The organism is Pseudooceanicola profundus (genome assembly GCF_054919315.1).
The window spans coordinates 263,152-286,307 of the sequence record NZ_CM142898.1; the positions used below are offsets into that span (position 1 = coordinate 263,152).

22 protein-coding genes are annotated in these 23,156 nt (G+C 67.7%); 8 read left to right on the forward strand and 14 right to left on the reverse strand.

All coding sequences use genetic code 11. From position 1 onward, the window contains the following. Positions 1–291 precede the first annotated feature (291 nt). The gene (locus ACX9MO_RS01230; protein ID WP_462213251.1) at positions 292–702 is read right to left on the reverse strand and encodes a DUF6314 family protein; all 411 of its coding nucleotides are present in this window, start codon (positions 700–702) and stop codon (positions 292–294) included. Positions 703–775: 73 nt separating this feature from the next. Between ACX9MO_RS01230 and purB the strand changes: the two genes are divergently transcribed. The 4 genes from purB (at position 776) to ACX9MO_RS01250 (ending at position 5,207) form a co-directional block, all read left to right on the forward strand. After that, positions 776–2,083 carry an adenylosuccinate lyase gene (gene purB / locus ACX9MO_RS01235; protein ID WP_462213252.1) on the forward strand — a complete coding sequence of 436 codons (1,308 nt, stop codon included), beginning with the start codon at positions 776–778 and terminating at the stop codon, positions 2,081–2,083. Positions 2,084–2,349: 266 nt separating this feature from the next. Continuing rightward, positions 2,350–2,511 carry a hypothetical protein gene (locus tag ACX9MO_RS01240; protein WP_222494779.1) on the forward strand — a complete coding sequence of 54 codons (162 nt, stop codon included), beginning with the start codon at positions 2,350–2,352 and terminating at the stop codon, positions 2,509–2,511. Positions 2,512–2,579: 68 nt separating this feature from the next. Further along, positions 2,580–3,635 (forward strand): flagellar motor switch protein FliG, encoded by a 1,056-nt coding sequence (locus ACX9MO_RS01245; protein ID WP_462213253.1) that lies wholly within the window; start codon positions 2,580–2,582, stop codon positions 3,633–3,635. A 645-nt stretch (positions 3,636–4,280) separates the two neighbouring features. Beyond that, complete coding sequence (locus ACX9MO_RS01250) at positions 4,281–5,207, forward strand: lysophospholipid acyltransferase family protein (RefSeq protein ID WP_462213254.1); 927 nt, start codon at positions 4,281–4,283, stop codon at positions 5,205–5,207. Between the two features lie 125 nt (positions 5,208–5,332). Here the strand turns inward: ACX9MO_RS01250 and ACX9MO_RS01255 are convergent, their stop codons facing one another. Next, positions 5,333–6,226, reverse strand: coding sequence for a DUF1223 domain-containing protein (locus tag ACX9MO_RS01255; protein WP_462213255.1), 894 nt, complete (start codon positions 6,224–6,226; stop codon positions 5,333–5,335). A 440-nt stretch (positions 6,227–6,666) separates the two neighbouring features. On the opposite strand from ACX9MO_RS01255, the gene acnA reads away from it, so the two are divergent. Both acnA and ACX9MO_RS01265 read left to right on the forward strand, forming a co-directional pair. Continuing rightward, positions 6,667–9,411: an aconitate hydratase AcnA gene (gene acnA / locus ACX9MO_RS01260; protein WP_462213256.1), complete on the forward strand. Its 2,745-nt coding sequence runs from the start codon at positions 6,667–6,669 to the stop codon at positions 9,409–9,411. A gap of 479 nt (positions 9,412–9,890) precedes the next feature. Beyond that, on the forward strand, positions 9,891–10,631 hold the full coding sequence (locus ACX9MO_RS01265; RefSeq protein WP_462213257.1) for a DUF4396 domain-containing protein: 741 nt from the start codon (positions 9,891–9,893) through the stop codon (positions 10,629–10,631). Between the two features lie 103 nt (positions 10,632–10,734). On the opposite strand, the gene ACX9MO_RS01270 is transcribed toward ACX9MO_RS01265, so the two are convergent. The 10 genes from ACX9MO_RS01270 to yajC are packed head-to-tail and all read right to left on the reverse strand — an operon-like array spanning position 10,735 to position 17,569. Beyond that, positions 10,735–11,271, reverse strand: coding sequence for a DsbE family thiol:disulfide interchange protein (locus tag ACX9MO_RS01270; protein WP_462213258.1), 537 nt, complete (start codon positions 11,269–11,271; stop codon positions 10,735–10,737). After that, positions 11,268–11,432 carry a heme exporter protein CcmD gene (gene ccmD / locus ACX9MO_RS01275; protein ID WP_222494787.1) on the reverse strand — a complete coding sequence of 55 codons (165 nt, stop codon included), beginning with the start codon at positions 11,430–11,432 and terminating at the stop codon, positions 11,268–11,270. The genes ACX9MO_RS01270 and ccmD overlap by 4 nt, the downstream gene beginning before the upstream one ends. Beyond that, the gene (locus ACX9MO_RS01280) at positions 11,429–12,160 is read right to left on the reverse strand and encodes a heme ABC transporter permease (protein ID WP_222494789.1); all 732 of its coding nucleotides are present in this window, start codon (positions 12,158–12,160) and stop codon (positions 11,429–11,431) included. Before ACX9MO_RS01280 ends, ccmD begins: the two co-directional genes overlap by 4 nt. Positions 12,161–12,201: 41 nt before the next feature. Next, entirely contained in the window at positions 12,202–12,858 is a 657-nt protein-coding gene (ccmB, locus tag ACX9MO_RS01285; RefSeq protein ID WP_222494791.1) for a heme exporter protein CcmB, read from the reverse strand. Next, complete coding sequence (ccmA, locus tag ACX9MO_RS01290; protein ID WP_462213259.1) at positions 12,855–13,475, reverse strand: heme ABC exporter ATP-binding protein CcmA; 621 nt, start codon at positions 13,473–13,475, stop codon at positions 12,855–12,857. The genes ccmB and ccmA overlap by 4 nt, the downstream gene beginning before the upstream one ends. A 50-nt stretch (positions 13,476–13,525) precedes the next feature. After that, positions 13,526–13,879 (reverse strand): Mth938-like domain-containing protein, encoded by a 354-nt coding sequence (locus tag ACX9MO_RS01295; protein WP_462213260.1) that lies wholly within the window; start codon positions 13,877–13,879, stop codon positions 13,526–13,528. A gap of 10 nt (positions 13,880–13,889) precedes the next feature. Continuing rightward, positions 13,890–14,654 (reverse strand): TSUP family transporter, encoded by a 765-nt coding sequence (locus ACX9MO_RS01300; protein ID WP_462213261.1) that lies wholly within the window; start codon positions 14,652–14,654, stop codon positions 13,890–13,892. Then, entirely contained in the window at positions 14,647–15,618 is a 972-nt protein-coding gene (gene secF, locus ACX9MO_RS01305) for a protein translocase subunit SecF (protein WP_222494799.1), read from the reverse strand. Before secF ends, ACX9MO_RS01300 begins: the two co-directional genes overlap by 8 nt. Before the next feature lies 1 nt (position 15,619). Further along, the gene (gene secD / locus ACX9MO_RS01310) at positions 15,620–17,254 is read right to left on the reverse strand and encodes a protein translocase subunit SecD (RefSeq protein WP_462213262.1); all 1,635 of its coding nucleotides are present in this window, start codon (positions 17,252–17,254) and stop codon (positions 15,620–15,622) included. A 27-nt stretch (positions 17,255–17,281) separates the two neighbouring features. Continuing rightward, positions 17,282–17,569: a preprotein translocase subunit YajC gene (gene yajC / locus ACX9MO_RS01315; protein ID WP_222494801.1), complete on the reverse strand. Its 288-nt coding sequence runs from the start codon at positions 17,567–17,569 to the stop codon at positions 17,282–17,284. 343 nt (positions 17,570–17,912) lie between these two features. Here yajC and serS point away from each other — a divergent pair, with 343 nt between their 5' ends. After that, complete coding sequence (gene serS, locus ACX9MO_RS01320) at positions 17,913–19,205, forward strand: serine--tRNA ligase (protein WP_462213263.1); 1,293 nt, start codon at positions 17,913–17,915, stop codon at positions 19,203–19,205. A 292-nt stretch (positions 19,206–19,497) separates the two neighbouring features. Continuing rightward, entirely contained in the window at positions 19,498–20,205 is a 708-nt protein-coding gene (locus ACX9MO_RS01325) for a TspO/MBR family protein (RefSeq protein ID WP_462213264.1), read from the forward strand. 3 nt (positions 20,206–20,208) lie between these two features. On the opposite strand, the gene der is transcribed toward ACX9MO_RS01325, so the two are convergent. Both der and ACX9MO_RS01335 read right to left on the reverse strand, forming a co-directional pair. Beyond that, positions 20,209–21,693, reverse strand: coding sequence for a ribosome biogenesis GTPase Der (gene der / locus ACX9MO_RS01330; protein WP_222494804.1), 1,485 nt, complete (start codon positions 21,691–21,693; stop codon positions 20,209–20,211). 67 nt (positions 21,694–21,760) lie between these two features. Next, entirely contained in the window at positions 21,761–23,143 is a 1,383-nt protein-coding gene (locus tag ACX9MO_RS01335) for an outer membrane protein assembly factor BamB family protein (RefSeq protein ID WP_462213265.1), read from the reverse strand. Positions 23,144–23,156 lie beyond the last annotated feature (13 nt).

Below are 23,156 nucleotides of genomic sequence, written 5' to 3' on the forward strand. Positions count from 1 at the left end.
AATTCGGCAGTGCGCGGAGAGGCCGTGGGGGCTCGGCCCGCGACATGCGCCTGGTGCTGGCGGGCCCTGTACCGGCGGTCCCTGTCCTGACGCGCCTGTCCCGTTGAAACTTGTATCGTGGGGCCCTTTGCTGAGGCGCCCTCTTCTGACGGGTCGACGCGCCCTGCGGCAGACGGGACTGACCCGGTGGCCGCGCCGATCCGGCGGCCCGCTCTCAGAACTCTGGCGCTGCGCTCTGCCGTCCCGGCGCATAACGGCGACAGGCCTTACTCCGAAGCCCCGGCCTCCCCCTCACATCGGGCTGTAGAGGCTTTCCATCCAGTAGCCTTTACGGGGGCCGGTCACGCGCCATTCCGCGCGCCAATAGGGCCAGCCGGTGAAATCGTAGACCACTTCGTAGCGGTCGGGATCGCAATAATGCGTGGCCTCGGCCCAGCCTCCGGCCGGGTCGAAGTCATGGAATGCGCGCCCGTCGGCAAAACGCACGGCAATCCCGCGCCCGCCCGTGCCCCAGAGATAGCGCCGCTCGGCCTTCAGGGGGGGCTGCTGCCCCAGCTGCATCGTGCCGCTCTCGTCGACGATCAGCCCGGGGCCCTCCGGGCGGAAGCTCGCCTGCCCCGCGAACCGCCCATCCGGGCCCACCGCGTTCTCGATCCGCCGCTCCAGACGCCAGTGCCCCTCGAAGTCCGCCAGCCCGCGCATTCCTGCCTTCCCTTGCTCAAAACTGCACCCGGCGTTAAAGACCGCGCGAACCCGTGTAAAGGAGCGTCCGCCGATGATCCCCCGCTATTCCCGTCCCGACATGGTCGCCATTTGGGAACCCGCCACCAAGTTCCGCATCTGGTACGAGATCGAGGCCCATGCCTGCGATGCCATGGCCGAGCTGGGAGTGATCCCCAAGGAGAACGCAGACGCCGTCTGGAAGGCCAAGGACGTCGAGTTCGACGTGGCCCGCATCGACGAGATCGAGGCCATCACCAAGCACGACGTCATCGCCTTCCTGACCCACCTGGCCGAGCACGTCGGCTCGGAAGAGGCGCGCTTCGTCCACCAAGGCATGACCTCCTCGGACGTGCTGGACACCTGCCTGAACGTGCAGCTGGTCCGCGCCGCGGACATCCTGCTGGCCGACATGGACAAGGTGCTGGCCGCGCTGAAGACCCGCGCCTTCGAGCACAAGATGACCGTGCGCGTCGGCCGCTCCCACGGCATCCACGCAGAGCCCACCACCATGGGCCTGACCTTTGCCCGCTTCTACGCCGAGATGGACCGCAACAAGGCCCGTCTGCAGGCCGCCCGCGCGGAAATCGCCACCGGCGCGATCTCGGGCGCTGTCGGCACCTTCGCCAACATCGACCCGCGCGTGGAAGAGCATGTCTGCGCCCAGCTGGGCCTCGAGCCCGAGCCGATCAGCACGCAGGTGATCCCCCGCGACCGCCATGCGATGTTCTTTGCCACCCTCGGCGTGATCGCCTCCTCGATCGAGAACGTGGCGATCGAGATCCGCCACATGCAGCGCACCGAGGTTCTGGAAGGTGCCGAGTTCTTCTCGATGGGCCAGAAGGGCTCCTCGGCGATGCCGCACAAGAAGAACCCCGTTCTGACCGAGAACTTGACCGGCCTGGCCCGCCTCGTGCGCATGGCCGTGATCCCGGCGATGGAGAACGTGGCGCTGTGGCATGAGCGCGACATCTCGCACTCCTCCGTCGAGCGCGGCATCGGCCCGGATGCGACGATCACGCTGGACTTCGCCCTGAACCGTCTGGCGGGCGTGGTCGAGAAGATGCTGATCTTCCCCGAGAACATGCTCGACAACATGAACAAGTTCCCCGGCCTCGTGATGTCGCAGCGTGTGCTGCTGGCCCTGACGCAGGCCGGCGTGTCGCGCGAGGACGCCTATTCCATGGTGCAGCGCAACGCCCTGAAAGTCTGGGAAGAGCGCCTCGATTTCCGCGAACTGCTGCTGGCAGACGAGGAGGTCGTGAAGGCGCTCGGCGTCGAGCAGATCAACGAGAAGTTCGACATGGGCTACCATACCAAGCACGTGGACACGATCTTCCAGCGGGTCTTCGGCGAAAGCTGAACCCTCTGATATCTGACGATCGGGGGCGGTTGCGCAGGCAGCCGCCCCTTTTTCATGGGCATCGCCCCCGGCGGCTGCCCGGGACGTTTCGATGGCTGCGGGAGGGGCGCTGCCCCTCTTGTGCGCTGCGCGCACAATTCACCCCGGAGGTATTTCGGGAAAGATGAAGGCGGGGCGCGCGCGGACCGGGGCAGGCAGGACGCGAAGGGGCTGAAATTGACGCTGGGTCATGCTAGGGTTGGAGCATCAACCAGAGGAGATGCGCCATGACGACCCGAGTGATCCTTGCCGCCTTCCTGACACTTGTCAGTGGCGGCGCCGCCTTCGCGACCTGCCCCTACGAACATGAACGCCAGGCGCAGAGCTGCGCCGAGGGCTATGTCTGGGATGGCTCCCAGGGGGCCTGCATCCGGCAGGTGACCGGCTGAATTCAGCTTTTGTTCATGCCCTTTGCCCTATGCTCCCCCGGACGGACGAGAGCGAGTATGAGGCAGGCATGGGCACTCTGGCACCGATGGGCGGTTTCGGCGGGCACTCTACCCCCGCTGGCCTGACACGCCGTCAGAAGGCGGCTGTCATCGTGCGGCTGCTGCTCACCGAAGGGGCGGACCTGCCCCTCACGGACCTGCCGGAGGACATGCAGGCCGACCTGACCCGGCTCATGGGCACCATGCGGCACGTGGACCGCGAGACGCTGACCGGCGTGATCGAGGAATTCGCCGGGGAGTTGGAGGGGCTGGGCCTGACCTTTCCGCGCGGGGTCGCGGATGCGCTGTCGGCCCTCGATGGCCGCATCAGCGCCCATACCGCCGCGCGCCTGCGCAAGGAGGCGGGTGTGCGCCAGACCGGCGATCCCTGGGAGCGGCTGCGCGCGCTGGAGGCCAAGGCCCTGCTCCCGATCCTGCAGGACGAGAGCACCGAGGTGGCGGCGGTCATGCTTTCGAAACTCGACACGTCGAAGGCGGCAGCCCTGCTGGGCATGTTGCCGGGCGCGCGGGCGCGTCGGATCACCTACGCGGTCTCGCAGACCACGGGCATCACGCCCGAGGCCGTCGACCGGATCGGCCTGTCGCTTGCCACGCAGATCGACCAGCAGCCGGGCCGCGTCTTCGAGAAGGGCCCGGTGGAGCGCATCGGGGCCATTCTCAACCAGTCCACGGCGGCCACCCGGGACGAGGTCCTGGGCGGGCTCGAGGAGGAAGACGCCGACTTCGCCGAACAGGTGCGCAAGGCGATCTTCACCTTCCTGAACATCCCCAAGCGGATCGCCGCCCGCGACGTGCCCAAGGTGGTACGCGGTGTCGATCAACTGGCGCTCGTCACCGCTCTGGCCGCGGCGACAGGCAATGCGGAGGCGGAAGCCGCGGCAGAGTTCATCCTCGGCAACATGTCTGCGCGCATGGCCGAACAGCTGCGGGAAGAGGCAAAGGACCTCGGCAAGGTGAAGCCCCGGGATGCGGAAGAGGCCATGAAGGCCGTCGTGGCGGTGATCCGCGAGCTGGAAGCTGCGGGGGAGATCCTGTTGCTGGCCGATGAGGAGGAGGAAGCCTAGGCAACGATATGCGCCGTGAGGGTCGTCCGGAGGCACACCGCGGTGGATCAAGGTACGACGAAGCGGATCGGGCCTCCGTGAACCGGCATCGGCGGGTACGTGAGATGACAGGCAGCGGCCTCCATGCCCCTTTACCGCATGGCCCTCCCGGGGCCCTTTCGCTGCGTGGCCCACGGCGCGGCCAGCCCGCAGCACAGCATGCAGATGCAGATCAGCGGCTCTTCCGAGCGACGCCGCAGGCGCCAGCCGGGCCGAACGACTGCTCAGGTCGGCGGCTGGCTGCGATGTCGCGGCGGCGCAAGTCGGCGGCGGCGTTCGGCATTGCGACCGCGCAAGTCGGCTGCGGCGTTCGATGCCGCCGCCGCGCAGCCTCGCTGCGGGTTACCGCGGCGCAGGTGGGCGGCGGCGTTCTATTTCGCGGCCGTGCAGGCCGGCGGCAGGATGCGGCCGTGCAGGTCGGTGGCGGATTGCGGCCGCGCAGGTGAGCGGCAGCGTTCAATGCCGCGGCCCCGCAGGTCGGCGACAGGGTGCGACGTCGCGGCCGCGATGCTTGTTCTCGCAGGGGTGCAGGTCTATGTCAGGCGCAGCCTGCGCCGGCCCCCCGCCGGCCACAGGCGCCCTGTCGCACGAGAAACGGATCGCACCATGGCTGCCAAACGACTGACACCGCTGCAGAAAGCCGGCCAGTTCATGGTCAACCTTCCGCTCGAGGGGCTGATCGGCCTGACGAAGCTCCTGCCCTACGAGACCCGCGTGCCGCTGGTCGGCTGGTGCGTGAGCCGCATCGTCGCGCCCCTGGCCGGCTACGACCGGCGCATCCGCGAGAACCTTGCCCTCGTCTGGCCTGACCTGCCGGAAGCCGAGATCAAGCGGCTGCAGCGCGAGGTGCCGGACAATGCGGGGCGCACGCTGGCGGAGCTCTATTCGACCGATGAGTTCAAGGCGCGCCTGGCCAAGCTGCCGCTGGAAGGCGACGGCGTGCAGCAGATGCTCGAGGCCCAGAAGGCCGGCCGTCCGATCATCATGGTCGGCGGACATTTCGGCAATTACGACGCCATGCGCGGGCTGCTGATCCAGCGCTACGACAGGGTCGGCGCGCTCTACCGGCCGCAGAACAACATCTACTTCAACCGGCATTACGCCGCGATGATGAACGCCATGGCGCAACCGCTCTTCCCGCGCGGGCGCCGGGGGCTTGCGGAGATGGTGAAGTTCCTGCGTGGCGGGAACATGGTGGGCCTGCTGATCGACCAGTACGTCAGCAACGGCACCGATCTGACCTTCTTCGGCCACAAGGCCCGCACCACCCTGTCGGCGGCGGAGATGGCGCTGAAATACGATGCGCTGATGATCCCCTTCCACGCGGTGCGCCAGCCCGACGGGCTGAGTTTCCAGATGATCGTGGAAACGCCGATCCCCCATTCCGATGCCGTCACCATGAGCCAAGAGTTCAACGACCGGATGGAGGCGATGGTGCGCAAGTATCCCGGGCAGTGGCTCTGGATTCACCGGCGCTGGAAAGTGAAGCCCGAGAAGGGCGCGAAGACCGACAACGCGACCGAAAAGGCCTGAGCAGGAGGCGCGGCGGCCTCGCCTTTCGCCTGACGCGCTGACGGTCCGGGGGCTCTCCGCAGAAGCGCCGCGATCTGCTCAGCCCGCCGTCCGCGCCCGGTCCAAGCGGAGCCGCGCGGCCCGCCTCAGCGCAGCCGCGCGGCGGCGACGATCTGGCCCGGGCCGGCTTTCTGCATCAGCACGACCACGGGCGCTTCGCCTTCCAGCGGCAGGGTCTCGTCCAGCGTCGAGGCGCCGTCCCATTCGCCAACCACCTTCCACTCGGTGACGATGTTGGAATAGGTCAGCGTCTTGCCCGCGTTCTCGCCGCGTTTCACCTTCACCGACTGCTGGGGCACGTAGCGTACCAGCACGACCTCCACGGGGCCGAGCGGCTTGCCGTCCACGGGCCGGGCCTGCAGCCGCAGGGTGGTGCCGTCCTGCCGGGCGATCCGCAGGCTGGCCATGTAGGGCGTATTGCGGTGGGCGCGGATCAGGTCCGCGACATCCATCGGGTGATTGCCCATCACCTCGTCCACACCGCCGATGATCATCTGCGGCGTATAGACCGCGCGGCGCCCGGCCTCGCGGGCGTAGGACTTCTGGCGGCGGGTGAAGGCGTGGCTGCCGAAGGTGTCTTCCCAGCCGATGTAATCCCAGTAGTCCACGTGCAGCGCGAGGGCGATCACGTCATCACGCTCGGACAGCATGGTCAGGAAACTGTCGGCAGGCGGGCAGTAGGAGCAGCCCTGCGAGGTGAAGAGCTCCACCACCACCGGCTTGTCACCGGGCTGGGACAGGCCGGAGCCCGCCCCGTCACCGAGTTGCGACATCGCCCCGTCGGAGCCCGCGGGCGCCCCCTGCTGCGTCCCGGCCGCACTGCGGTCGGACGCCGTGGCCGAAGCGGTGCCGCCCAGCGACTGGCTGCCTGCGCCGCCCTGCCCATCCGGGCCCGATTGCGCATGAGCTGCGCCCGCGGCACAGGCCAGCAGTCCGGACATGATCAGGCCGATCGCGGCCTCACGGCGCCACAGTAGCATGCGACAGGAACTCCCCAGTTCTACCCACCCGTGCATACCTAGAGGCCCTTGGGAGCGCCAATCAAGGTTTCGAGAAGAGCCGGTGACCCTGCTGTGGCCCGCAGGCGCCACTTTCCCGGCACGGTTGCGCGGGGCGCCCCGCGATTCGAGAGGTGCGCCCCCCTCCCCCGGTTTTCTCAAACTGCCCGGGAAACCGGCAGAGCGCCTGTCGGCGCGGGCGTCGTGCGACATCGTCTCCCCTGCCGTGCGCCTCGGCGCCTCCCCGCCGAGGCGCGAAACCCTGTCTGGCCGGGCTCCGCCCCGCAAAGCCCGCCCAAAGCGGCCAGATACTGTGTGCAATGGTATACATTTTTGGCCAAACCCCTTGATCGTACCCCGGTCTTGGGGCAGAAGCAGCCCTAGCAACACCCCTTGTTTCATTCCTGAGAGGGAGGCCATCCATGCCCATCGTCGTCGGAAACGATACCGCCAAGACGCGCAAGACGCTGTCTGTCGGCGGCAAGTCCTTTTCCTATTACTCGATCCCCGCGGCCGAAGCGGCCGGTCTGGGCGAGTTCTCGAAACTTCCCGCGGCCCTCAAGGTAGTGCTGGAAAACATGCTCCGCTTCGAAGACGGCAAGACCGTCTCGGTGGACGACATCAAGGCCTTCTCGGACTGGGGCAAGAACGGCGGTCAGAACCCGCAGGAGATCGCCTACCGTCCCGCCCGCGTGCTGATGCAGGACTTCACCGGCGTGCCCGCCGTGGTCGACCTCGCCGCCATGCGCGACGGCATCCTGGGCCTCGGCGGCGACGCCAAGAAGATCAACCCGCTGGTGCCCGTCGACCTCGTGATCGACCACTCGGTGATGATCGACGAATTCGGCAACCCGCGCGCGTTCCAGATGAACGTCGACCGCGAGTACGAGCGCAACATGGAGCGCTACCAGTTCCTGAAGTGGGGCCAGACCGCCTTCGAGAACTTCCGCGTCGTGCCCCCGGGGACCGGCATCTGCCACCAGGTGAACCTCGAGTACCTCGCCCAGACCGTCTGGACCGACACGGACCAGAACGGTGAGGAAGTCGCCTACCCCGACACCCTCGTCGGCACCGACAGCCACACCACCATGGTGAACGGCGCGGCCGTTCTCGGCTGGGGCGTGGGCGGTATCGAGGCAGAGGCCGCGATGCTGGGTCAGCCGATCTCGATGCTGATCCCCGAAGTCGTCGGCTTCAAGCTGACCGGCGCGATGGTCGAAGGCACCACCGGCACCGACCTCGTGCTGAAGGTTGTGGAAATGCTCCGCAAGCACGGCGTGGTCGGCAAGTTCGTCGAATTCTACGGCGAAGGCCTCGACAACCTGCCGCTGGCACAGCGCGCCACGATCGCCAACATGGCGCCCGAATACGGCGCAACCTGTGGCTTCTTCCCGATCGACGCGGAAACCCTGCGCTACCTCGAGCAGACCGGCCGCGACAAGGACCGGATCGCCCTCGTGGAAGCCTACGCCAAGGAGAACGGCTTCTGGCGTGACGCGGACTACAGCCCGATCTACTCCTCGACCCTGCATCTGGACATGAACACCATCGTGCCCGCGATCTCGGGTCCGAAGCGTCCGCAGGACTACCTTGCCCTCGACACCGCAGCCGGCGCCTTCAAGAAGGTCGTGGCCGAGTTCCGTGGCACCGACGTCTCCGACGAAGCGCAGGAAATGGCAGATGAGGGCCCCGCCCCCACCCTGACCAAGCCGCTGATCAAGTCGGCGCCTGTCGCCGGTGAAGAGTACCAGTTGAACGACGGCTCGGTCGTGATCGCCTCGATCACCTCCTGCACCAACACGTCGAACCCCTACGTGCTGATCGGCGCAGGCCTCGTGGCCCGCAAGGCCCGTGCACTCGGCCTGAACCGCAAGCCCTGGGTGAAAACCTCGCTGGCACCGGGCTCGCAGGTCGTGACCGAGTACCTCGAGGCCGCAGGCCTGCAGGAAGACCTCGACGCCGTGGGCTTCAACCTCGTCGGCTACGGCTGCACCACCTGCATCGGCAACTCCGGTCCGCTGCAGCCCGAGATCTCCAAGGCGATCAACGAGAACGACCTGATCGCGACCTCGGTCCTGTCGGGCAACCGGAACTTCGAAGGCCGTATCAGCCCCGATGTCCGCGCCAACTACCTCGCCTCGCCGCCGCTGGTCGTGGCCTATGCGCTGGCCGGTGACATGAACATCGACATCGCGAACGACCCGATCGCCCAGACGGCGGACGGCAAGGACGTCTTCCTGAAGGACATCTGGCCGACCGACGCCGAGATCGCCGAACTGGTCGAGAAGGTCGTCACCCGCGAGGCCTTCCTGTCCAAGTATGCCGACGTCTTCAAAGGCGACGAGAAGTGGCAGGGCGTGGAAGTCTCGGGTGGTGAAACCTACGACTGGCCGGCCTCCTCGACCTACATCCAGAACCCGCCCTACTTCCAAGGCATGGGCAAGGATGCGGGCACGATCTCGAACATCGAGGGCGCCAAGGTTCTGGCCATCCTCGGCGACATGATCACCACCGACCACATCTCGCCCGCCGGGTCCTTCAAGGACACCACCCCGGCCGGCAAGTACCTGCTGGAGCGCCAAGTTCCGGTGCGCGAGTTCAACTCCTACGGCTCGCGTCGCGGCAACCACGAAGTCATGATGCGCGGCACCTTCGCCAACATCCGCATCAAGAACGAGATGCTGGACGGCGTCGAGGGCGGCTACACGCTGGCCCCGAACGGCGAACAGAGCTCGATCTACGACGCCTCGATGGAATACCAGGAAGCCGGCACCCCGCTGGTGATCTTCGCCGGCGAGCAGTACGGCGCGGGCTCGTCCCGTGACTGGGCCGCGAAGGGCACCGCCCTGCTGGGCGTGAAGGCCGTGATCGCCGAGAGCTTCGAGCGGATCCACCGTTCCAACCTCGTCGGCATGGGCGTCATTCCCTTCGAGTTCACCGGCGGTGACACCCGCAAGTCGCTGGGCCTGAAAGGGGACGAGACCGTCGCCATCGCCGGCCTCGACACGATCAAGCCGCTGCAGGAAGTGCCCTGCACCATCACCATGGGCGACGGCTCGGTGAAGGAGATCACGATCAAGTGCCGGATCGATACGGCGATCGAGATCGAATACATCGAACACGGCGGCGTGCTGCACTACGTGCTGCGCAACCTCGCGGCCTCCTGATCCGTCAGGACCTGTGACAGAGATTGGAAAGGGTCCCTTCGGGGGCCCTTTTCGTTTGTCCGGTTCCCGGGGCCGGGTCCGAGGACCGGGGCGGAGCGTTGCCATGGCGGCGGGCGGGGGACCGAGGCCCGCAGGGGACCGCGGGGGACCGCAGAGGCGCCCTGCGGGCCCCTCGACGGGCGCGCCTGCGGCGGGCGGGGCTGGGGGACGCTGTCCCCCCGGGGCCATGCGGCCCCTCCCCCCTGGAGTATTTTGGGAAAGATGAAGCGGGTGTGGCGGTGGTACGGGGCTTCCGCCGGGGACGGCAGGCGCCGCCGTAGACCCGGGTGGGCCGGGTCCGGGATCGCGGGGCGCGCGCGGGGACTTTATCTGCCTCTCAAACGGGCAAGGCGGCGAGGGAGAAGCCTTCGCCGCCGGTATGCGCATTTGGGCGGGAACCTGCCGGGCGCCCCGCCGTTGGCCCTGCAGGAGGTACAGCCATGAATGAATTTCTCGCCCCGGCTCTCGGCCCTGTCCTGAGCGTCGTCTCCAGCCCCTGGTTTCTGGCCGCCTGGCTGGTGCTGATGCTGCCATCTCTGGTCATCGTGATCCGGGACCTTGCGACGAAGAACGCCCATCTCATGTCCCTGATGAAGGTCGTCTGGGGGCTGACGGTGCTCTACTCCGGGCCGCTCGGCCTGCTGATCTACTGGCGCACGGGGCGCAAGGAGATCCCCGATGACCGGCCGTGGCGCCGGGCCTTCCGGTCCGTGGCGCATTGCTATTCCGGCTGTGGGCTGGGGGAGATCATCGGCGTGCTGATCGCCGTGGGCCTGCTTGCCGCCGGAAACATCGTGACGGCGATCGTGACCTTCGCCCTCGCCTATACCATCGGCTTCGCGCTCAGCTTCGGGCCGCTGCTTCAGGACGGCGTGGCGCCATGGCAGGCGGTGAAGGATACCTTCCGGGCCGAGACGCCCTCGATCCTCGTGATGGAGATCGTCGCGATCTCCGTGGACCTGATGCTGGCGGGCAATGCGGGCATGGGCGAGGTGATCTTCTGGTCCTCGCTGATCGTCTCGCTGACGCTGGGGCTGCTGGCCGCTTACCCGGTGAACCTCGCGCTGATCAAGGCGGGGGTGAAGGAAGGCATGATGGACCCGCGGATGACGGATCATTCCCACCACGCCGAGGCGGAGGCCGATCCGATGCATCCGCGCTATCACCCCGGTCACGCCTGAAGAGGGGCGTGAACTGGTGCCCGATACAGGGTCTGAGACGGGACCTTCAAATGGGGCCTATCGGCGGGATCAGGGATCGGGCCGGCGCGCGGCCCGGTCTGGTTCAGTTGCCGCGGGCCTTCTCGATGGCGGGACGGATCGTGTCCTCGATCACCCGCTGGGTGATCGGCCCCGCGAAACGGGTGACAATGGTGCCCTCGCCGTCGATGACATAGGTCTCGGGCACGCCGTAGAGGCCCCAGTTGATCGCCATGCGGCCCTGCGGGTCGGCCCCGACTGCGGCATAGGGATTGCCGAGGTCCTCGAGGAAGCCGAGCGCCTTGTCGGGCTGGTCCTTGTAGTTCACGCCGAGGATCGTCACCCCCTCCTGCGCGAGCGCGGTGAGGTTGGGGTGTTCCACCCGGCAGGGCGCGCACCAGCTGGCCCAGTAGTTCACCAGCGTCACCTCGCCCGCGCGCAGGTCCTCATCCCCGAAGCCCGGCAGGGCGCCGAGGCTGTCCAGCACCACCGGCGGGGCCGTGCGGCCCGCAAGCGCGGTCGGCAGCTGGTCCGGATCGTCGCGCTGCATCCCGATGTAGAACATGGCGGCCAGCCCGGCAAAGATCACCGGGGGCAGCAGCATCAGCGGTTTGACCTTCATTGCGGGGCCCCTTCGGTGCGGCGGGCTTCGACGGCGGCAAGCTGGGCCTTCACCCGGCGCGCACGCCACAGGGAGGCCGCAACCAGCACCACGATCAGCCCCAGCGACGCGCCATAGGCCGAGAGCACGGCGCCCGCGTATTTTCCAAGTTCAGGCATCATCCCAGACGCTCCCGTGCCAGAAGGGCCCGCATCCGGCGGGCGCGGATCTCGGTCCGGGTCCGCAGCAGGACCAAGGCGAGGAAGAGCAGGATGAACCCCGCCATGCAGACCAGCAGCGGATACCAGAAGATGTCCGCGATGTTCTCCTTCTTGTCCATGGAGAGCGTCGCGCCCTGATGCAGGCCCTGGTTCCAGAAGTTCACCGCGTAGCGCGAGAGCAGCGCAAAGACCGACCCCACGAGACAGAGCACCGAGGTCAGGTCGGCGGCGGTGTCGTCATTCTCGATCGCGGCCCAGAGGGCCATGTAGCCGAGGTAGAACAGGAAAAGGATCAGGAAGGAGGTCAGCCGCGGGTCCCAGGCCCACCAGGTGCCCCACATCGGCTGGCCCCAGATCGCCCCGGTGATCAGCGCGATGACCGTCATCGTGGCCCCCACGGGCGCTGCGGCGCGGGCCGCAAGGGCGCTGACGTGGTGGCGCCGCACGATCCAGATCAGCGAGGCCGCCAGCATCATCAGCCAGCCGTTGATCGCCATCAGCGCCGAGGGCACGTGGAGGTAGATGATCTTGACGGTGGAGCCCTGCCGGTAATCCTCGGGCGTGAAGAAGAAGCCCCAGACCAGCCCGACCACCAGACAGAGCACGGCCGCCGCGGTCACCCACGGCAGCACTACGTCGGTCGTGCGGATGAACTTCCGCGGGTTGGCGTATTCCCAGATCGAGGCCATGGTCTTCCCTTAGCTTTGCCCCCCTCAGGGAGCCAATCACATTAGCGCAGGTTTACCCGCAATACCGCAGCGGAGGCGAAAGGCAACAGGGCGATACTGCCGCAGGTGATCCCCGCGAGCAGCAGCAGCGGTGCCTCGACCGCCAGCCCCTGCGCGCCGCGCCGGGCCACCTCCGCGCCGAAGATCAGCGTCGGCACGTAGAGCGGCAGCACCAGCAGCGACAGCAGAAGCCCGCCGCGTTTCAGCCCCACGGTCAGCGCCGCGCCGAAGGTGCCCAGCACCGACAGCGCGGGCGTGCCGATGGCCAGCGACAGGACCAGCCAGAGGTAGCCCTCCCCCGGCAGCGACATCAGCAGGCCGAAGAGCGGCGCGGCCAGCACCAGCGGCAGGCCGGTGGTCAGCCAGTGGGCGAGCGCCTTGAGCGTGACGATCGCCTCCATCGGCAGCGGCGCGGTCGCCATGAGGTCGAGCGTGCCGTCCTCCCAGTCGAGCGCGAAGATCCGGTCGAGCGAGAGCAGGCAGGCCAGCAGCGCCCCCAGCCACAGGATGCCCGGCGCGATCCGCGCCAGCAGCCCGGTTTCCGGCCCCACGGCGAAGGGCACCAGCACCGTGACGATCAGGAAGAAGGCCAGCCCGAGGCCGAAGCCCCCGCCCGCGCGCAGCGCCAGCTTCAGATCGCGGATCAACAGGGCGATCACAGGAAGGCCTCGTCGAAATCATCCTCGCCGCGCAGGGGGGCGCGGGCCTTGAAGGGGGTCACGTCCAGCACCTGCGCGTCGAGCCCGAGGTCGATATGCGTGGCGATCAACGCCATGCCCCCGCCCGCAAGGTGCCGCTGCACCGCCTGCGCGAAGAGCGCGACCGACGCCACGTCGAGCGAGACGGTCGGTTCGTCCAGCACCCAGATCGACCGCCCCGTCACCATCAGCCGCGCCAGCCCGAGGCGCCGCTTCTGCCCGGCGGAGAGCCCGCCCGCGGGCCGGTCCGTCAGCTTGGTCAGGTCGAAACCTTCCAGCGCCGGAGTGATGTCGCCGGTGCCATAGATCGCGGCCCAGAAGCGGAGGTTCTCCTCGACGCTCAGGGTGGCCTTGATCCCGTCGGCATGGGCGGCATAGGCGATCAGCTCGCGGTCCGCCGAGATCGCGCCCGCCAGCGGCGGTTGCAGCCCCGCGATGGTGCGCAGCAGGGTCGTCTTGCCGATGCCGTTGGGCCCGCGCAGGATCAGCGCCTCCCCCGCCGCGAGGGAGAAGCTCAGCCCCCTCAGAACGGGGATGCCGCCACGGGCGATGGCAAGGTCTTTGATCGTCAGGGACATGCAGGTTGATTAGACGAAAGCGCGCGGTCGCAAAAGCGGTTAAGCGCCGCTCAGACCGGCAGCAATGCCGCAGCCACCCGACGCGCCTCGGAGAGGAGGACGTTGAAGGTGCGGCAGGCGGAGGGGCTGCTCATGGTCTCGACGCCGAGGCCCGCGGCGCGCAGCTCGGTCACGAGGTCGGCGGGCGCATGGGCGATATCCGCCCCCATGCCGAGGAAGATCACGTCCACCTGCCCGGCGAGGTCCAGCAGCGCCTGCCGGTCGTCGAAGCCGGTCCAGGTCTCCACGCTGTCGGCGGTGACGAGGCAGGGGCCGTGGACGACCTCCCCGCCCACGCGGAAGAAACCGGGGCCGTAGCCGTCGATCGGGCGGGCCTTGCCATAGTCGATTTCGTTCAGACGCATCTGGGTCTCCTCATTCGAAGATCGGCAGGCCGACAACGGCGGCGAGCGCGATGGTGGTATAGGCGATCCCCCGGAAGAGCGTCTCCCGCCCGGGACGGAACAGGGCCTGCCCGGCAAGCGAGCCGAGCACGAAGGGCACCGCCAGCACGGCCGAGAGCCAGAGCGCCTGCGCCGTGACCAGATCGTTGATCCAGAGCATCGCGATGATACCCACGTCGATCAGGCCGAGGAAGAGGATCGTGTTGGCCCGCACGGAGGCCGCAGCCGCCGCACCGGCGAGGTAGAACAGGATGACCGGCGGACCGGCCAGCCCGGTGGAACCGCCCAGCAGACCGGCGGCCAGGCCGAGCGCCACCAGAAGGCCCCTGCCCTGCGGCCCGGTGTAACGCCAGCCCGAGATGAGCGCCAGCAGCGTCAGCGCCACGATCCCGCAGACCGCCCACCGCAGCAACGCCTCGTCCACCACGTTCAGCAGCCAGATGCCCGGCGTCATGGCGGCCACGGCGGCCACGCCCATCAGCAGCACGGCGCGCTTGTCCGCGTCGCGCAGGGCGCGCGGCACCAGCGAGGGGACGGTCGTCAGGTCGGTGAAGGACAGCACCACGATGGCCACGGGCAGTGGCAGCAGGTGGGTGGCGATGGGCATGAAGATCAGCGCGGTCCCGAAACCGGCGAAGCCGCGGACAAGGCCCGCGGCTCCCATTGCCAGGATCAGCCAGATGAGGCCCGGGCTGGCCAATGCGTCGGCCAGCCCGGAAGAGATCGTGTCAGGCATCGATGTCGGCGAACTTGTTGCCGGTGTTCTTGGGGCCGGACTTGCTCCAGTCCCGCTTCACGCCGAGGCGCAGCAGCATGGCCGAGGCCACGAAGATCGAGGAATAGGTCCCGACGATCACGCCCCAGGTCATCGCGAAGACGAAGCCCCGGATCACGTCGCCGCCCAGCACCAGCAGGGCGATCAGCGCGATCAGCGTGGTGCCCGAGGTCATCAGGGTCCGGCTCAGCGTCTCGTTGATCGAGAGGTTGAGCACGTCCTTCAGGGGCATCTGCTTGTACTTGCGCAGGTTCTCCCGCACCCGGTCGAAGACGACCACGGTGTCGTTGAGCGAGTAACCCACGATGGTCAGCAGCGCCGCGATGATCGCGAGGTCAAAGCGGATGCCCACCTCCGAGAAGATGCCGATGGTCAGGGCCACGTCGTGCACGAGCGCGATCACCGCACCCACGGCGAACTGCCATTCGAAGCGCAGCCAGATGTAGACCAGCACCGCCGCGATAGCGAGGACCACGGCGATGGCCGCGGTCTTGATCAGCTCGCCCGAGACCTTGGGCCCGACGCTCTCGACCGAGATGAAGCGGATGTCCGGCACGGCGGCGGTCATCGCGGTCTCGACCTCGGTGATCAGCTCCTGCGAGACGGAGGAGGTCTCGTCCTGCGCCTGAATGCGGATCATCGCCACGTTCTGCTCGGGACCGAAGGTCGGGTCGAAGATCTCGGTGATGGTGACATCGCCCAGGTCCAGCGCCGCCACCGCATCGCGGTAGGCCGCGATATCCACCGGCTGGGCGCTTTCGGTCCGGATCGTGGTGCCGCCGCGGAAGTCGATGCCGAAGTTCAGGCCACGGATCGAGACCGACACCAGGGCCAGCACGATCATGACGGCCGAGATACCCAGCCAAAGCTTGGACCGGTTGAAGAAGTCGAACTTCGTATCGTCAGGGATCAGCTTCAGGCGCATCTCACACCTCCAGGGTCTTGGGACGGCGCCGCTGGAACCAGATCACGATCAGCAGGCGGGTCAGGTAAATCGCGGTGAAGACCGAGGTGATGATCCCAAGGCCCAGCGTGATGGCGAAGCCGCGCACGGGGCCAGAGCCCACGGCGTAGAGGATCACGGCGGTGATGAAGGTGGTGATGTTCGCGTCGATGATCGCGGACAGCGCCTTCTGGTAGCCCAGTTCGATGGCACGCGCCGGCCCCTTGGCCGTCTTCAGCTCCTCGCGGATACGTTCGAAGACCAGCACGTTGGCGTCCACCGCCATACCGATCGTCAGCACGATACCGGCGATGCCCGGCAGGGTCAGCGTGGCCCCCAGCAGCGACAGCAGGCCGAAGATCAGAACCACGTTGGCCATCAGCGCCACGTTGGCGAAGATGCCGAAGAGCCCGTAGGAGGCGACCATGAAGGCCAGCACGGCAATGAAGGCGACGGTGGTCGCGATCTTCCCCGCCTCGATGCTGTCGGCGCCCAGTTCCGGGCCGATGGTCCGCTCTTCGAGGAAGTCGAGACCGGCCGGCAGCGCACCTGCGCGCAGCAGCACGGCGAGGTTGGTGCTCTCCTCGACGGAGAAGTTGCCGGTGATGATCCCCGAGCCGCCGGGAATATGCGACTGGATCACCGGGGCGCTGATCACCTCGCCGTCGAGCACGATGGCGAAGGGGTTGCCGATGTTGTTGGCGGTGTAGTCGCCGAACTTGCGCGCACCGGAGGTGTTGAACCGGAAGGAAACCGCGGGCCGCCCGTTCTGGTCGAAGGAGGGCTGTGCGTCCACTAGTTCCTCGCCGGTGACGACGGGGGCGGTTTCCAGCACGTAGTAGACGCCCTCTTCGTCCAGCGAGGGCAGCACTTCGTTGCCCGCACCCGGCGCTGCGTCGGCGCTGGAGGTCCGGCTGATCACCGGCTGGAAGGTCAGCTGGGCGGTGGTGCCGATGATGTCCTTGAGTTCCGCGGCCGAGCCGACGCCCGGCACCTGGATCAGGATGCGGTCGGTGCCCTGACGCTGGATCGTGGGTTCGCGGGTGCCGACCTCGTCGATCCGGCGGCGGATGATCTCGAGCGACTGGCGCACGGTGCGGTCGTCGGTGGCCAGCTTCTCTGCCTCCGAGAGCTGCACGGTGATCACGTCGCCCTGTGCGGAGACCGTGATATCGGTGGCGCCGGCGCCGGTCAGGCTGGTGACCGGGCGGGCCAGCTCCTCGATGAGCTGCACGGCGCGTTGCACGCCGCCCGCCTCACCGATGCGGATCTGCAGGACCGACGGGTCCGAGCTCTCTTGCAGGCGGATGGTGCCGACCTCTGCGCGGGCATCGCGCAGGCGGTCGCGAATCTCGGGCCACATGCTCTGCATGCGGGTGGCATAGACGTCCTGCACGCGGACTTCAGCCAGCAGGTGCGCCCCGCCCCGGAGGTCGAGGCCGAGGTTCACCAGGTTCGAAGGCAGGAAGGAGGGCCAGCCCTCCCCCTCGCCCGTCGCGGCCACGCTGTCGTTGTAAGTTTCAACGCGATTGTAGAAGGCGTTCGGCAGCGCCAGCAGGAGGCCTGCCACGACCACCAGCCAGATGGCCACCTTCTTCCAAAGCTCGATTTGCAGCATCGGCCGCTCCGGGGATTATTTCAGGGATCAGGATTCGGTCGGTTCGGTCTTCGACACGACGGCCGCGAGGGTCGTCTTGACCACGCGGACGTTCACGCCCGGTGCGATCTCGACCTCGATGTCGCCATCGTCACGGACCTTCGAAACCTTGCCCTTGATCCCGCCCTGGGTGACGACCTGATCACCGCGGCGCACGGCGTTGACCATCGCCTGGTGCTCCTTCATCTTCTTCTGCTGCGGGCGGATCAGCAGGAAATACATGATCGCGAAGATCAGAATGAGCGGGAGAAACTGGGCGATTGCGCCACCATCCATGGGAATTGTCCTTGTTCTTTTGAGTATCGTTGAAGGGCAAAGGCCCGGCGTCCAAGTCGCCGGGAACCTATGGGGCAGCCGCGTTATTTGCAAGGCGCGAAACGCCTCCCTGCCCCGGCGCTCCTGCCGCGCCCCATGCACCTTACCGTGAACGCGCTGCGGCCCGCCACTGTCGGTCTGCCCGGGTGCCCGGCCCGTCCGTCTTGCACCGTCCTCTCCCCGGTCGTCCCGCCGGTCCTGTGCCCGCCTGACACCACCCGCCCGGCCGGCCGCCCCCGCCCGGTTCCCCCTCGCGCGAAAATCCCGCATAAGGCGCTCACGAATCTTCATGAGGGAGACGATCATGCACGACATCCGCGCGATCCGCGAAAATCCAACCGCTTTTGATGCCGCCCTGGCCCTGCGGGGCGCCGCGCCTCTGTCGTCGTCGATCCTCTCGCTCGACGATGAGCGCCGGGCCAAGATCCACGCCGCCGAATCCGCGCAGGCCGAGCAGAACAAGGCCTCCAAGGAAGTCGGCGCCGCCAAGGGCCGCGGCGACGAGGCCGAGTTCGAACGCCTGCGCGCCCTCGTGGCCGACAAGAAGGCGGAGGTTGCGGCGATGAATGCCGAGGCCAAGGAGCTCGACGCGAAGCTGACCGACATGCTCATGGGCATCCCGAACGCGCCCTTCGCGGACGTGCCGCAGGGCGCGGACGAGGACGACAACGTCGAGATCCGCCGCTGGGGCACGCCCCGAACCTTCGCCTTCACGCCCAAGGAGCACTACGAGCTGGCCGGCGTGAAACCGGGCATGGACTTCGAGACCGCGGCCAAGCTTTCGGGCGCGCGTTTCGTCGTGCTGAGCGCGGGCGTCGCCCGTATCCACCGGGCGCTTGCGCAGTTCATGATCGACACCCACGTCGAGGACCATGGCCTGAACGAGACCTGGACCCCGGTTCTGGTGCGCGACGAGATGATGCTGGGCACCGGCCAGCTGCCGAAGTTCGGCGAGGACAGCTACCAGACCCGCGAGGGCTGGTGGCTGGTGCCGACGGCAGAGGTCACGCTGACCAACATCGTCCACGGCGAGACGGTCGAGGAAGGCACCCTGCCCCGGCGCTACGTGGCCCACACCCAGTGCTTCCGCTCGGAAGCGGGCAGCGCGGGCCGCGACACCGCGGGCATGCTGCGCCAGCACCAGTTCGAGAAGGTCGAGATGGTCTCGATCACCCATCCGGACACCTCGCTGGACGAGCACGAGCGCATGACCAAATGCGCCGAGGCGATCCTCGAGAAGCTGGAACTGCCCTACCGCACCGTGGTGCTCTGCACCGGCGACATGGGCTTCGGCGCGCGCAAGACCCACGACATCGAGGTCTGGCTGCCCGGTCAGGACACCTACCGCGAGATCTCCTCGGTCTCGGTCTGCGGGGATTTCCAGGCCCGCCGCATGAATGCCCGCTTCAAGCCCGCCGAGGGCGGCAAGCCGGAGTTCGTGCACACGCTGAACGGCTCGGGCCTCGCCGTGGGCCGCGCGCTGATCGCCGTGCTGGAGAACGGCCAGCAGGAGGACGGCTCGGTCGTGCTGCCTGCGGTGCTGCACCCCTACCTGCGCGGCAAGACCACGCTGAGCGCCGAGGGCGTACTGGTCTGATCCGGCACATTGCGGCAGGTTTGCAAGACAAGCGGCGTCCTTCGGGGCGCCGTTTTCCTTTGGGCGCTTCCCACTCGGTCCCAGATCAGACCCAGACGCAGACCCTGGCCCGTGGACCACGCCGACATCGCCCCACGCGACCAGGAATTTTCAAGAATTCTTGGGAAAATTCTTCGAAAAGTTCTCCGGGAAACCGGGACAGCGGTGCGGGGACGGCAAGGCGGGCGCTTTGCTCATGGCCGGTATTCCTTTTGAGAGTGAACCACTTGGCCGTCTGGGACATTTCACGGACATGATGAAGATGAATGCGATTTTCGTGCTCGCCGCGGCCTTGGCCTTTGCTGCCTCGCCGCTTGTCAGTACCGGGTTCAACGGCTTCTCGCCGGACCAGTTTCCCGTGCCCCAAACCGATCCGCCGCTGCAACCGGCGGGCTGGGCCTTCTCGATCTGGGGGGTGATCTATCTCTGGCTCATCGTCTCGGGCGGTTACGGCCTGCTGAAACGCGACACCGATCCCCGATGGAACCGGACCCGCGCGCCGCTCATCGCCAGCCTCGTGGTCGGTGCGGCGTGGATCCCCGTCGCGAACCTCTCGCCGATCTGGGCCACGGTGCTGATCTGGATCATGTGGGGCACCGCCGTGCTGGCCCTGCTGCGTGCCCCCCGGGTCGATCCATGGTGGCTGGAGGTGCCGCTGGGGCTCTACGCCGGCTGGCTCACCGCCGCCTCCTGCGTGGCGACCGCCGTGCTGGCCACGGGCTATGGCGCCGCGCCGGTCACGCCGATCCACGTGGCCTTCCTCTGGCTGGCAATCGTGCTGGGTCTGGCGGTGCTGCGGCTGCGACCGCGCAGCTGGGGCTACGCCGCGGCGCTGGTCTGGGCACTGATCGGGGTGCTGGCCTCGAACATCCAACCGCTGAACACGGTGATGCTGATCGCCACCGGTCTGGCATTGGTGGCCGTGGGCCTCACCGCCGCCCGGCAGGCGACGGCGCGGTAAGCCTCACTTCTTCTTGTCGAGGTGCTTCTTCAGGGCGCCGGCGTTCTTCTCGCGCCGGCCCTTGTAGGGGTTCTTGTTCCCCTGCCCGCGCATGGTCAGCCGGATCGGCGTGCCGGGCATGTCGAAGTCCGCCCGCAGCCCGTTCACGAGGTAACGCGAATAGCTTTCGGGGATCTTGTCGGGATGCGAACACATCACGACGAACCCCGGCGGCCGGGTCTTCGCCTGCGTCATGTAGCGCAGCTTGATGCGGCGGCCCTGCGGTGCGGGCGGCGGGTGCTGCTCCAGCATGCCGATCAGCCAGCGATTAAGCTTCGCGGTGGAGACGCGGCGGTTCCAGGTCTCATGGGCGCGCAGGATCGCATCATGCAGCCGGTCGAGGCCGCGGCCGGTCTTGGCCGAAACGGTGACCAGCGGCGCGCCGCGCAGCTGCGGCAGGAGGCGCTCGAAGCTCTCCTTCAGGTCGCGCAGCTTCTCCTGCTTGTACTCTTCCACGTCCCACTTGTTCACCGCGATGATGACCGCGCGGCCTTCCCGCTCGGCCAGGTCCGCGATGCGCAGGTCCTGCTGTTCGAAGGGAATGGCCGCATCCAGAAGTACCACCACGACCTCGGCGAATTTCACCGCGCGCAGACCGTCCGAGACCGAGAGCTTCTCGACCTTGTCCTGCACCTTGGCCTTCTTGCGCATGCCGGCGGTGTCGAAGATCCGCATCGGCGTGCCATCCCAGTCGATCCGCAGGGAGATGGCATCGCGGGTGATCCCGGCCTCGGGGCCGGTCAGCAGGCGGTCCTCGCCGAGGATGCGGTTGATCAGCGTGGACTTGCCCGCGTTCGGACGGCCCACAACGGCAACCTGCAGCGGACGGAATTCGGACGGACGCCAGCTCTCGTCGTTCTCCAGCTCCTCGCCTTCGGCTTCGGTCAGGTCCTCGGGCAGCGAGACCTCGATCACCGGCGCTTCGGCGGCGGCGGCACTGACCTTCTCGGCGAATTCATCGGCGATCGGCATTAGGGCCGAATAGAGCTCGCTCATGCCCTCGCCGTGTTCGGCGGACAGGCGCAGCGGCTCGCCAAGACCGAGGTTCCAGGCCTCCAGCACGCCGGCGTCGGCGGCAGCCCCCTCGCCCTTGTTCGCGGCGAGGATCACGCGGTCGGCGCGCTTGCGCAGGATCTCGGCAAAGATCTCGTCCGTGGGCGTCACGCCGGTGCGGGCGTCGATCATGAAGAGACAGACATCGGCCATGTCCACGGCGCGTTCGGTCAGGCGCCGCATGCGGCCCTGAAGCGAGTCGTCGGTGGCGTCTTCCAGACCCGCGGTATCGATCACGGTGAAGTGGATATCCCCCAGCTTCGCCTCGCCTTCGCGCAGGTCGCGCGTCACGCCCGGCTGGTCATCGACCAGGGCCAGGCGCTTGCCCACGAGACGGTTGAACAGCGTGGACTTGCCCACGTTGGGCCGGCCCACGATGGCGAGCGAAAAAGACATCTGTCACTCCAAAGACGGATCAAGCCGCCCCGTTACACGATTTGTCCGCGCGGGGAAAGCGTCAAGCTCAGCGATAGGCGTAGAGCGTGCCGTCCGACCCCACGACATAGAGCGTGTTGCCCGCCACCACGGGGGCCGAGGTGGCACCGCCGGGGACCTCGACCTGACCGGTCAGGGTGCCGCTGGCGGGATCGAAGAAGTAGACGTAGCCCTCGTTCGACGACACGACGAGACGCCCGCCGGCGAGGATCGGCCCGTAGTAGGCAAAGACCTCTTTCTGCTTCTTCGGCTTGTCCTTGACGAAGAACCGCAGCGGCTGCGCCCAGATGCGGGAGCCGTCGCTGGCGTCGAGCCGGACCAGTTCGTTCCGGTCGGAGAGCAGGAAGACCGAGCCGCCCGCAACCCAGGCGGGCGAGATCGGGCCTTCCTCGGTGCTCCAGAGCCGGGCGCCGCTGGCGAGGTTCAGGGCGACCATCCGCCCCGAGGAGGAGCCGACGTAGACCGTATCGCCGACGATCACCGGATCGCCGGTGATGTCATCGACGTTGGCGCGGGCATAGCCCTCGCGGCGGCCATTGACGATCGTGTCCCAGACACGCATGCCGCCGCCCTTGTAGGCGCCCTGCACTTCGCCCGAGCCGAAGCCGAAGACGGCATATTGATCGGTCACGGCGGGGGCCGGGCCGCCCACGATGTTGTTGATGTCCGGCGCCGCGGACAGCTGCCAGCGGATGCGGCCCGTGTCGGCCTCCACCGCCCAGGCGAGGTTGTCCCCCGAGGTCACGTAGACGACACCGTCGTGATAGGTCGGCGTGCCCGAGCCGGTGGCGTTCAGCCGCTGGGTCCAGAGCTCGTTGCCGGTGGCCGGATCCAGCGCGGTCAGCATCCCGAAGGCCGAGGAGACGTAGACACGCCCGCCGCCGGTGGCCAGACCGCCGCCCGAGGCATCGCCGTCGCTGTCGCGCGGCGGCACGAGGTCATGGGACCAGAGCACCTGTCCGCCGGTCGAGACGGCGGTCACGGTCGCTACGGCGTCGAGCGTGAAGACGCGGCCATCGGCGACCACGGGATCGGCGGTAATGCGGAACTTGCGGCTGTCGCCCTCGCCGATCGGCGCGCTCCAGGCCAGTTGCGGCGCGGGGCTCAGGGCGGCGTTCGACACGCGGGTCGCGGGCGTCGTGTGGCGCTGCGGCCAGTTGGCGTTGCCCTGCACCGCGGGCAGCGAGATCGGGCGGGATTCGTTCGCCGTCTCGACCGGCAGGTCGCCGGGCGCGGGGTTCTGCAGGACCGAACGCGGGTCTTCCCGCGTGCCGGTCAGGATCACTTCCGGTTCGGAACAGGCGGCGGTGAGGGCCAGCAGGCCGCTGAGCCCCGCGCCCAGCATCAAGCGTCCGCGGAGGCCGCGCGCGCGGCCGGTCTCGGTCCAGGTGTTGGACGTATCCTGCATCATGGCTGCCCGGCCC

What these genes read in the sequence shown, in the direction of transcription:
- ACX9MO_RS01255 (WP_462213255.1), bottom strand. Translation starts at nt 6,226, where the DNA reads ATGCTACTGTGGCGCCGTGAGGCCGCGATCGGCCTGATCATGTCCGGA.
- ACX9MO_RS01265 (WP_462213257.1), top strand. Translation starts at nt 9,891, where the DNA reads ATGAATGAATTTCTCGCCCCGGCTCTCGGCCCTGTCCTGAGCGTCGTC.
- acnA (WP_462213256.1), top strand. Translation starts at nt 6,667, where the DNA reads ATGCCCATCGTCGTCGGAAACGATACCGCCAAGACGCGCAAGACGCTG.
- ccmD (WP_222494787.1), bottom strand. Translation starts at nt 11,432, where the DNA reads ATGATGCCTGAACTTGGAAAATACGCGGGCGCCGTGCTCTCGGCCTAT.
- secF (WP_222494799.1), bottom strand. Translation starts at nt 15,618, where the DNA reads ATGCGCCTGAAGCTGATCCCTGACGATACGAAGTTCGACTTCTTCAAC.
- ACX9MO_RS01335 (WP_462213265.1), bottom strand. Translation starts at nt 23,143, where the DNA reads ATGATGCAGGATACGTCCAACACCTGGACCGAGACCGGCCGCGCGCGC.
- ACX9MO_RS01240 (WP_222494779.1), top strand. Translation starts at nt 2,350, where the DNA reads ATGACGACCCGAGTGATCCTTGCCGCCTTCCTGACACTTGTCAGTGGC.
- ACX9MO_RS01230 (WP_462213251.1), bottom strand. Translation starts at nt 702, where the DNA reads ATGCGCGGGCTGGCGGACTTCGAGGGGCACTGGCGTCTGGAGCGGCGG.
- ACX9MO_RS01300 (WP_462213261.1), bottom strand. Translation starts at nt 14,654, where the DNA reads ATGCCTGACACGATCTCTTCCGGGCTGGCCGACGCATTGGCCAGCCCG.
- ACX9MO_RS01245 (WP_462213253.1), top strand. Translation starts at nt 2,580, where the DNA reads ATGGGCACTCTGGCACCGATGGGCGGTTTCGGCGGGCACTCTACCCCC.
- secD (WP_462213262.1), bottom strand. Translation starts at nt 17,254, where the DNA reads ATGCTGCAAATCGAGCTTTGGAAGAAGGTGGCCATCTGGCTGGTGGTC.
- ccmA (WP_462213259.1), bottom strand. Translation starts at nt 13,475, where the DNA reads ATGTCCCTGACGATCAAAGACCTTGCCATCGCCCGTGGCGGCATCCCC.
- ACX9MO_RS01295 (WP_462213260.1), bottom strand. Translation starts at nt 13,879, where the DNA reads ATGCGTCTGAACGAAATCGACTATGGCAAGGCCCGCCCGATCGACGGC.
- serS (WP_462213263.1), top strand. Translation starts at nt 17,913, where the DNA reads ATGCACGACATCCGCGCGATCCGCGAAAATCCAACCGCTTTTGATGCC.
- yajC (WP_222494801.1), bottom strand. Translation starts at nt 17,569, where the DNA reads ATGGATGGTGGCGCAATCGCCCAGTTTCTCCCGCTCATTCTGATCTTC.
- purB (WP_462213252.1), top strand. Translation starts at nt 776, where the DNA reads ATGATCCCCCGCTATTCCCGTCCCGACATGGTCGCCATTTGGGAACCC.
- ACX9MO_RS01250 (WP_462213254.1), top strand. Translation starts at nt 4,281, where the DNA reads ATGGCTGCCAAACGACTGACACCGCTGCAGAAAGCCGGCCAGTTCATG.
- der (WP_222494804.1), bottom strand. Translation starts at nt 21,693, where the DNA reads ATGTCTTTTTCGCTCGCCATCGTGGGCCGGCCCAACGTGGGCAAGTCC.
- ACX9MO_RS01325 (WP_462213264.1), top strand. Translation starts at nt 19,498, where the DNA reads ATGATGAAGATGAATGCGATTTTCGTGCTCGCCGCGGCCTTGGCCTTT.
- ACX9MO_RS01280 (WP_222494789.1), bottom strand. Translation starts at nt 12,160, where the DNA reads ATGGCCTCGATCTGGGAATACGCCAACCCGCGGAAGTTCATCCGCACG.
- ACX9MO_RS01270 (WP_462213258.1), bottom strand. Translation starts at nt 11,271, where the DNA reads ATGAAGGTCAAACCGCTGATGCTGCTGCCCCCGGTGATCTTTGCCGGG.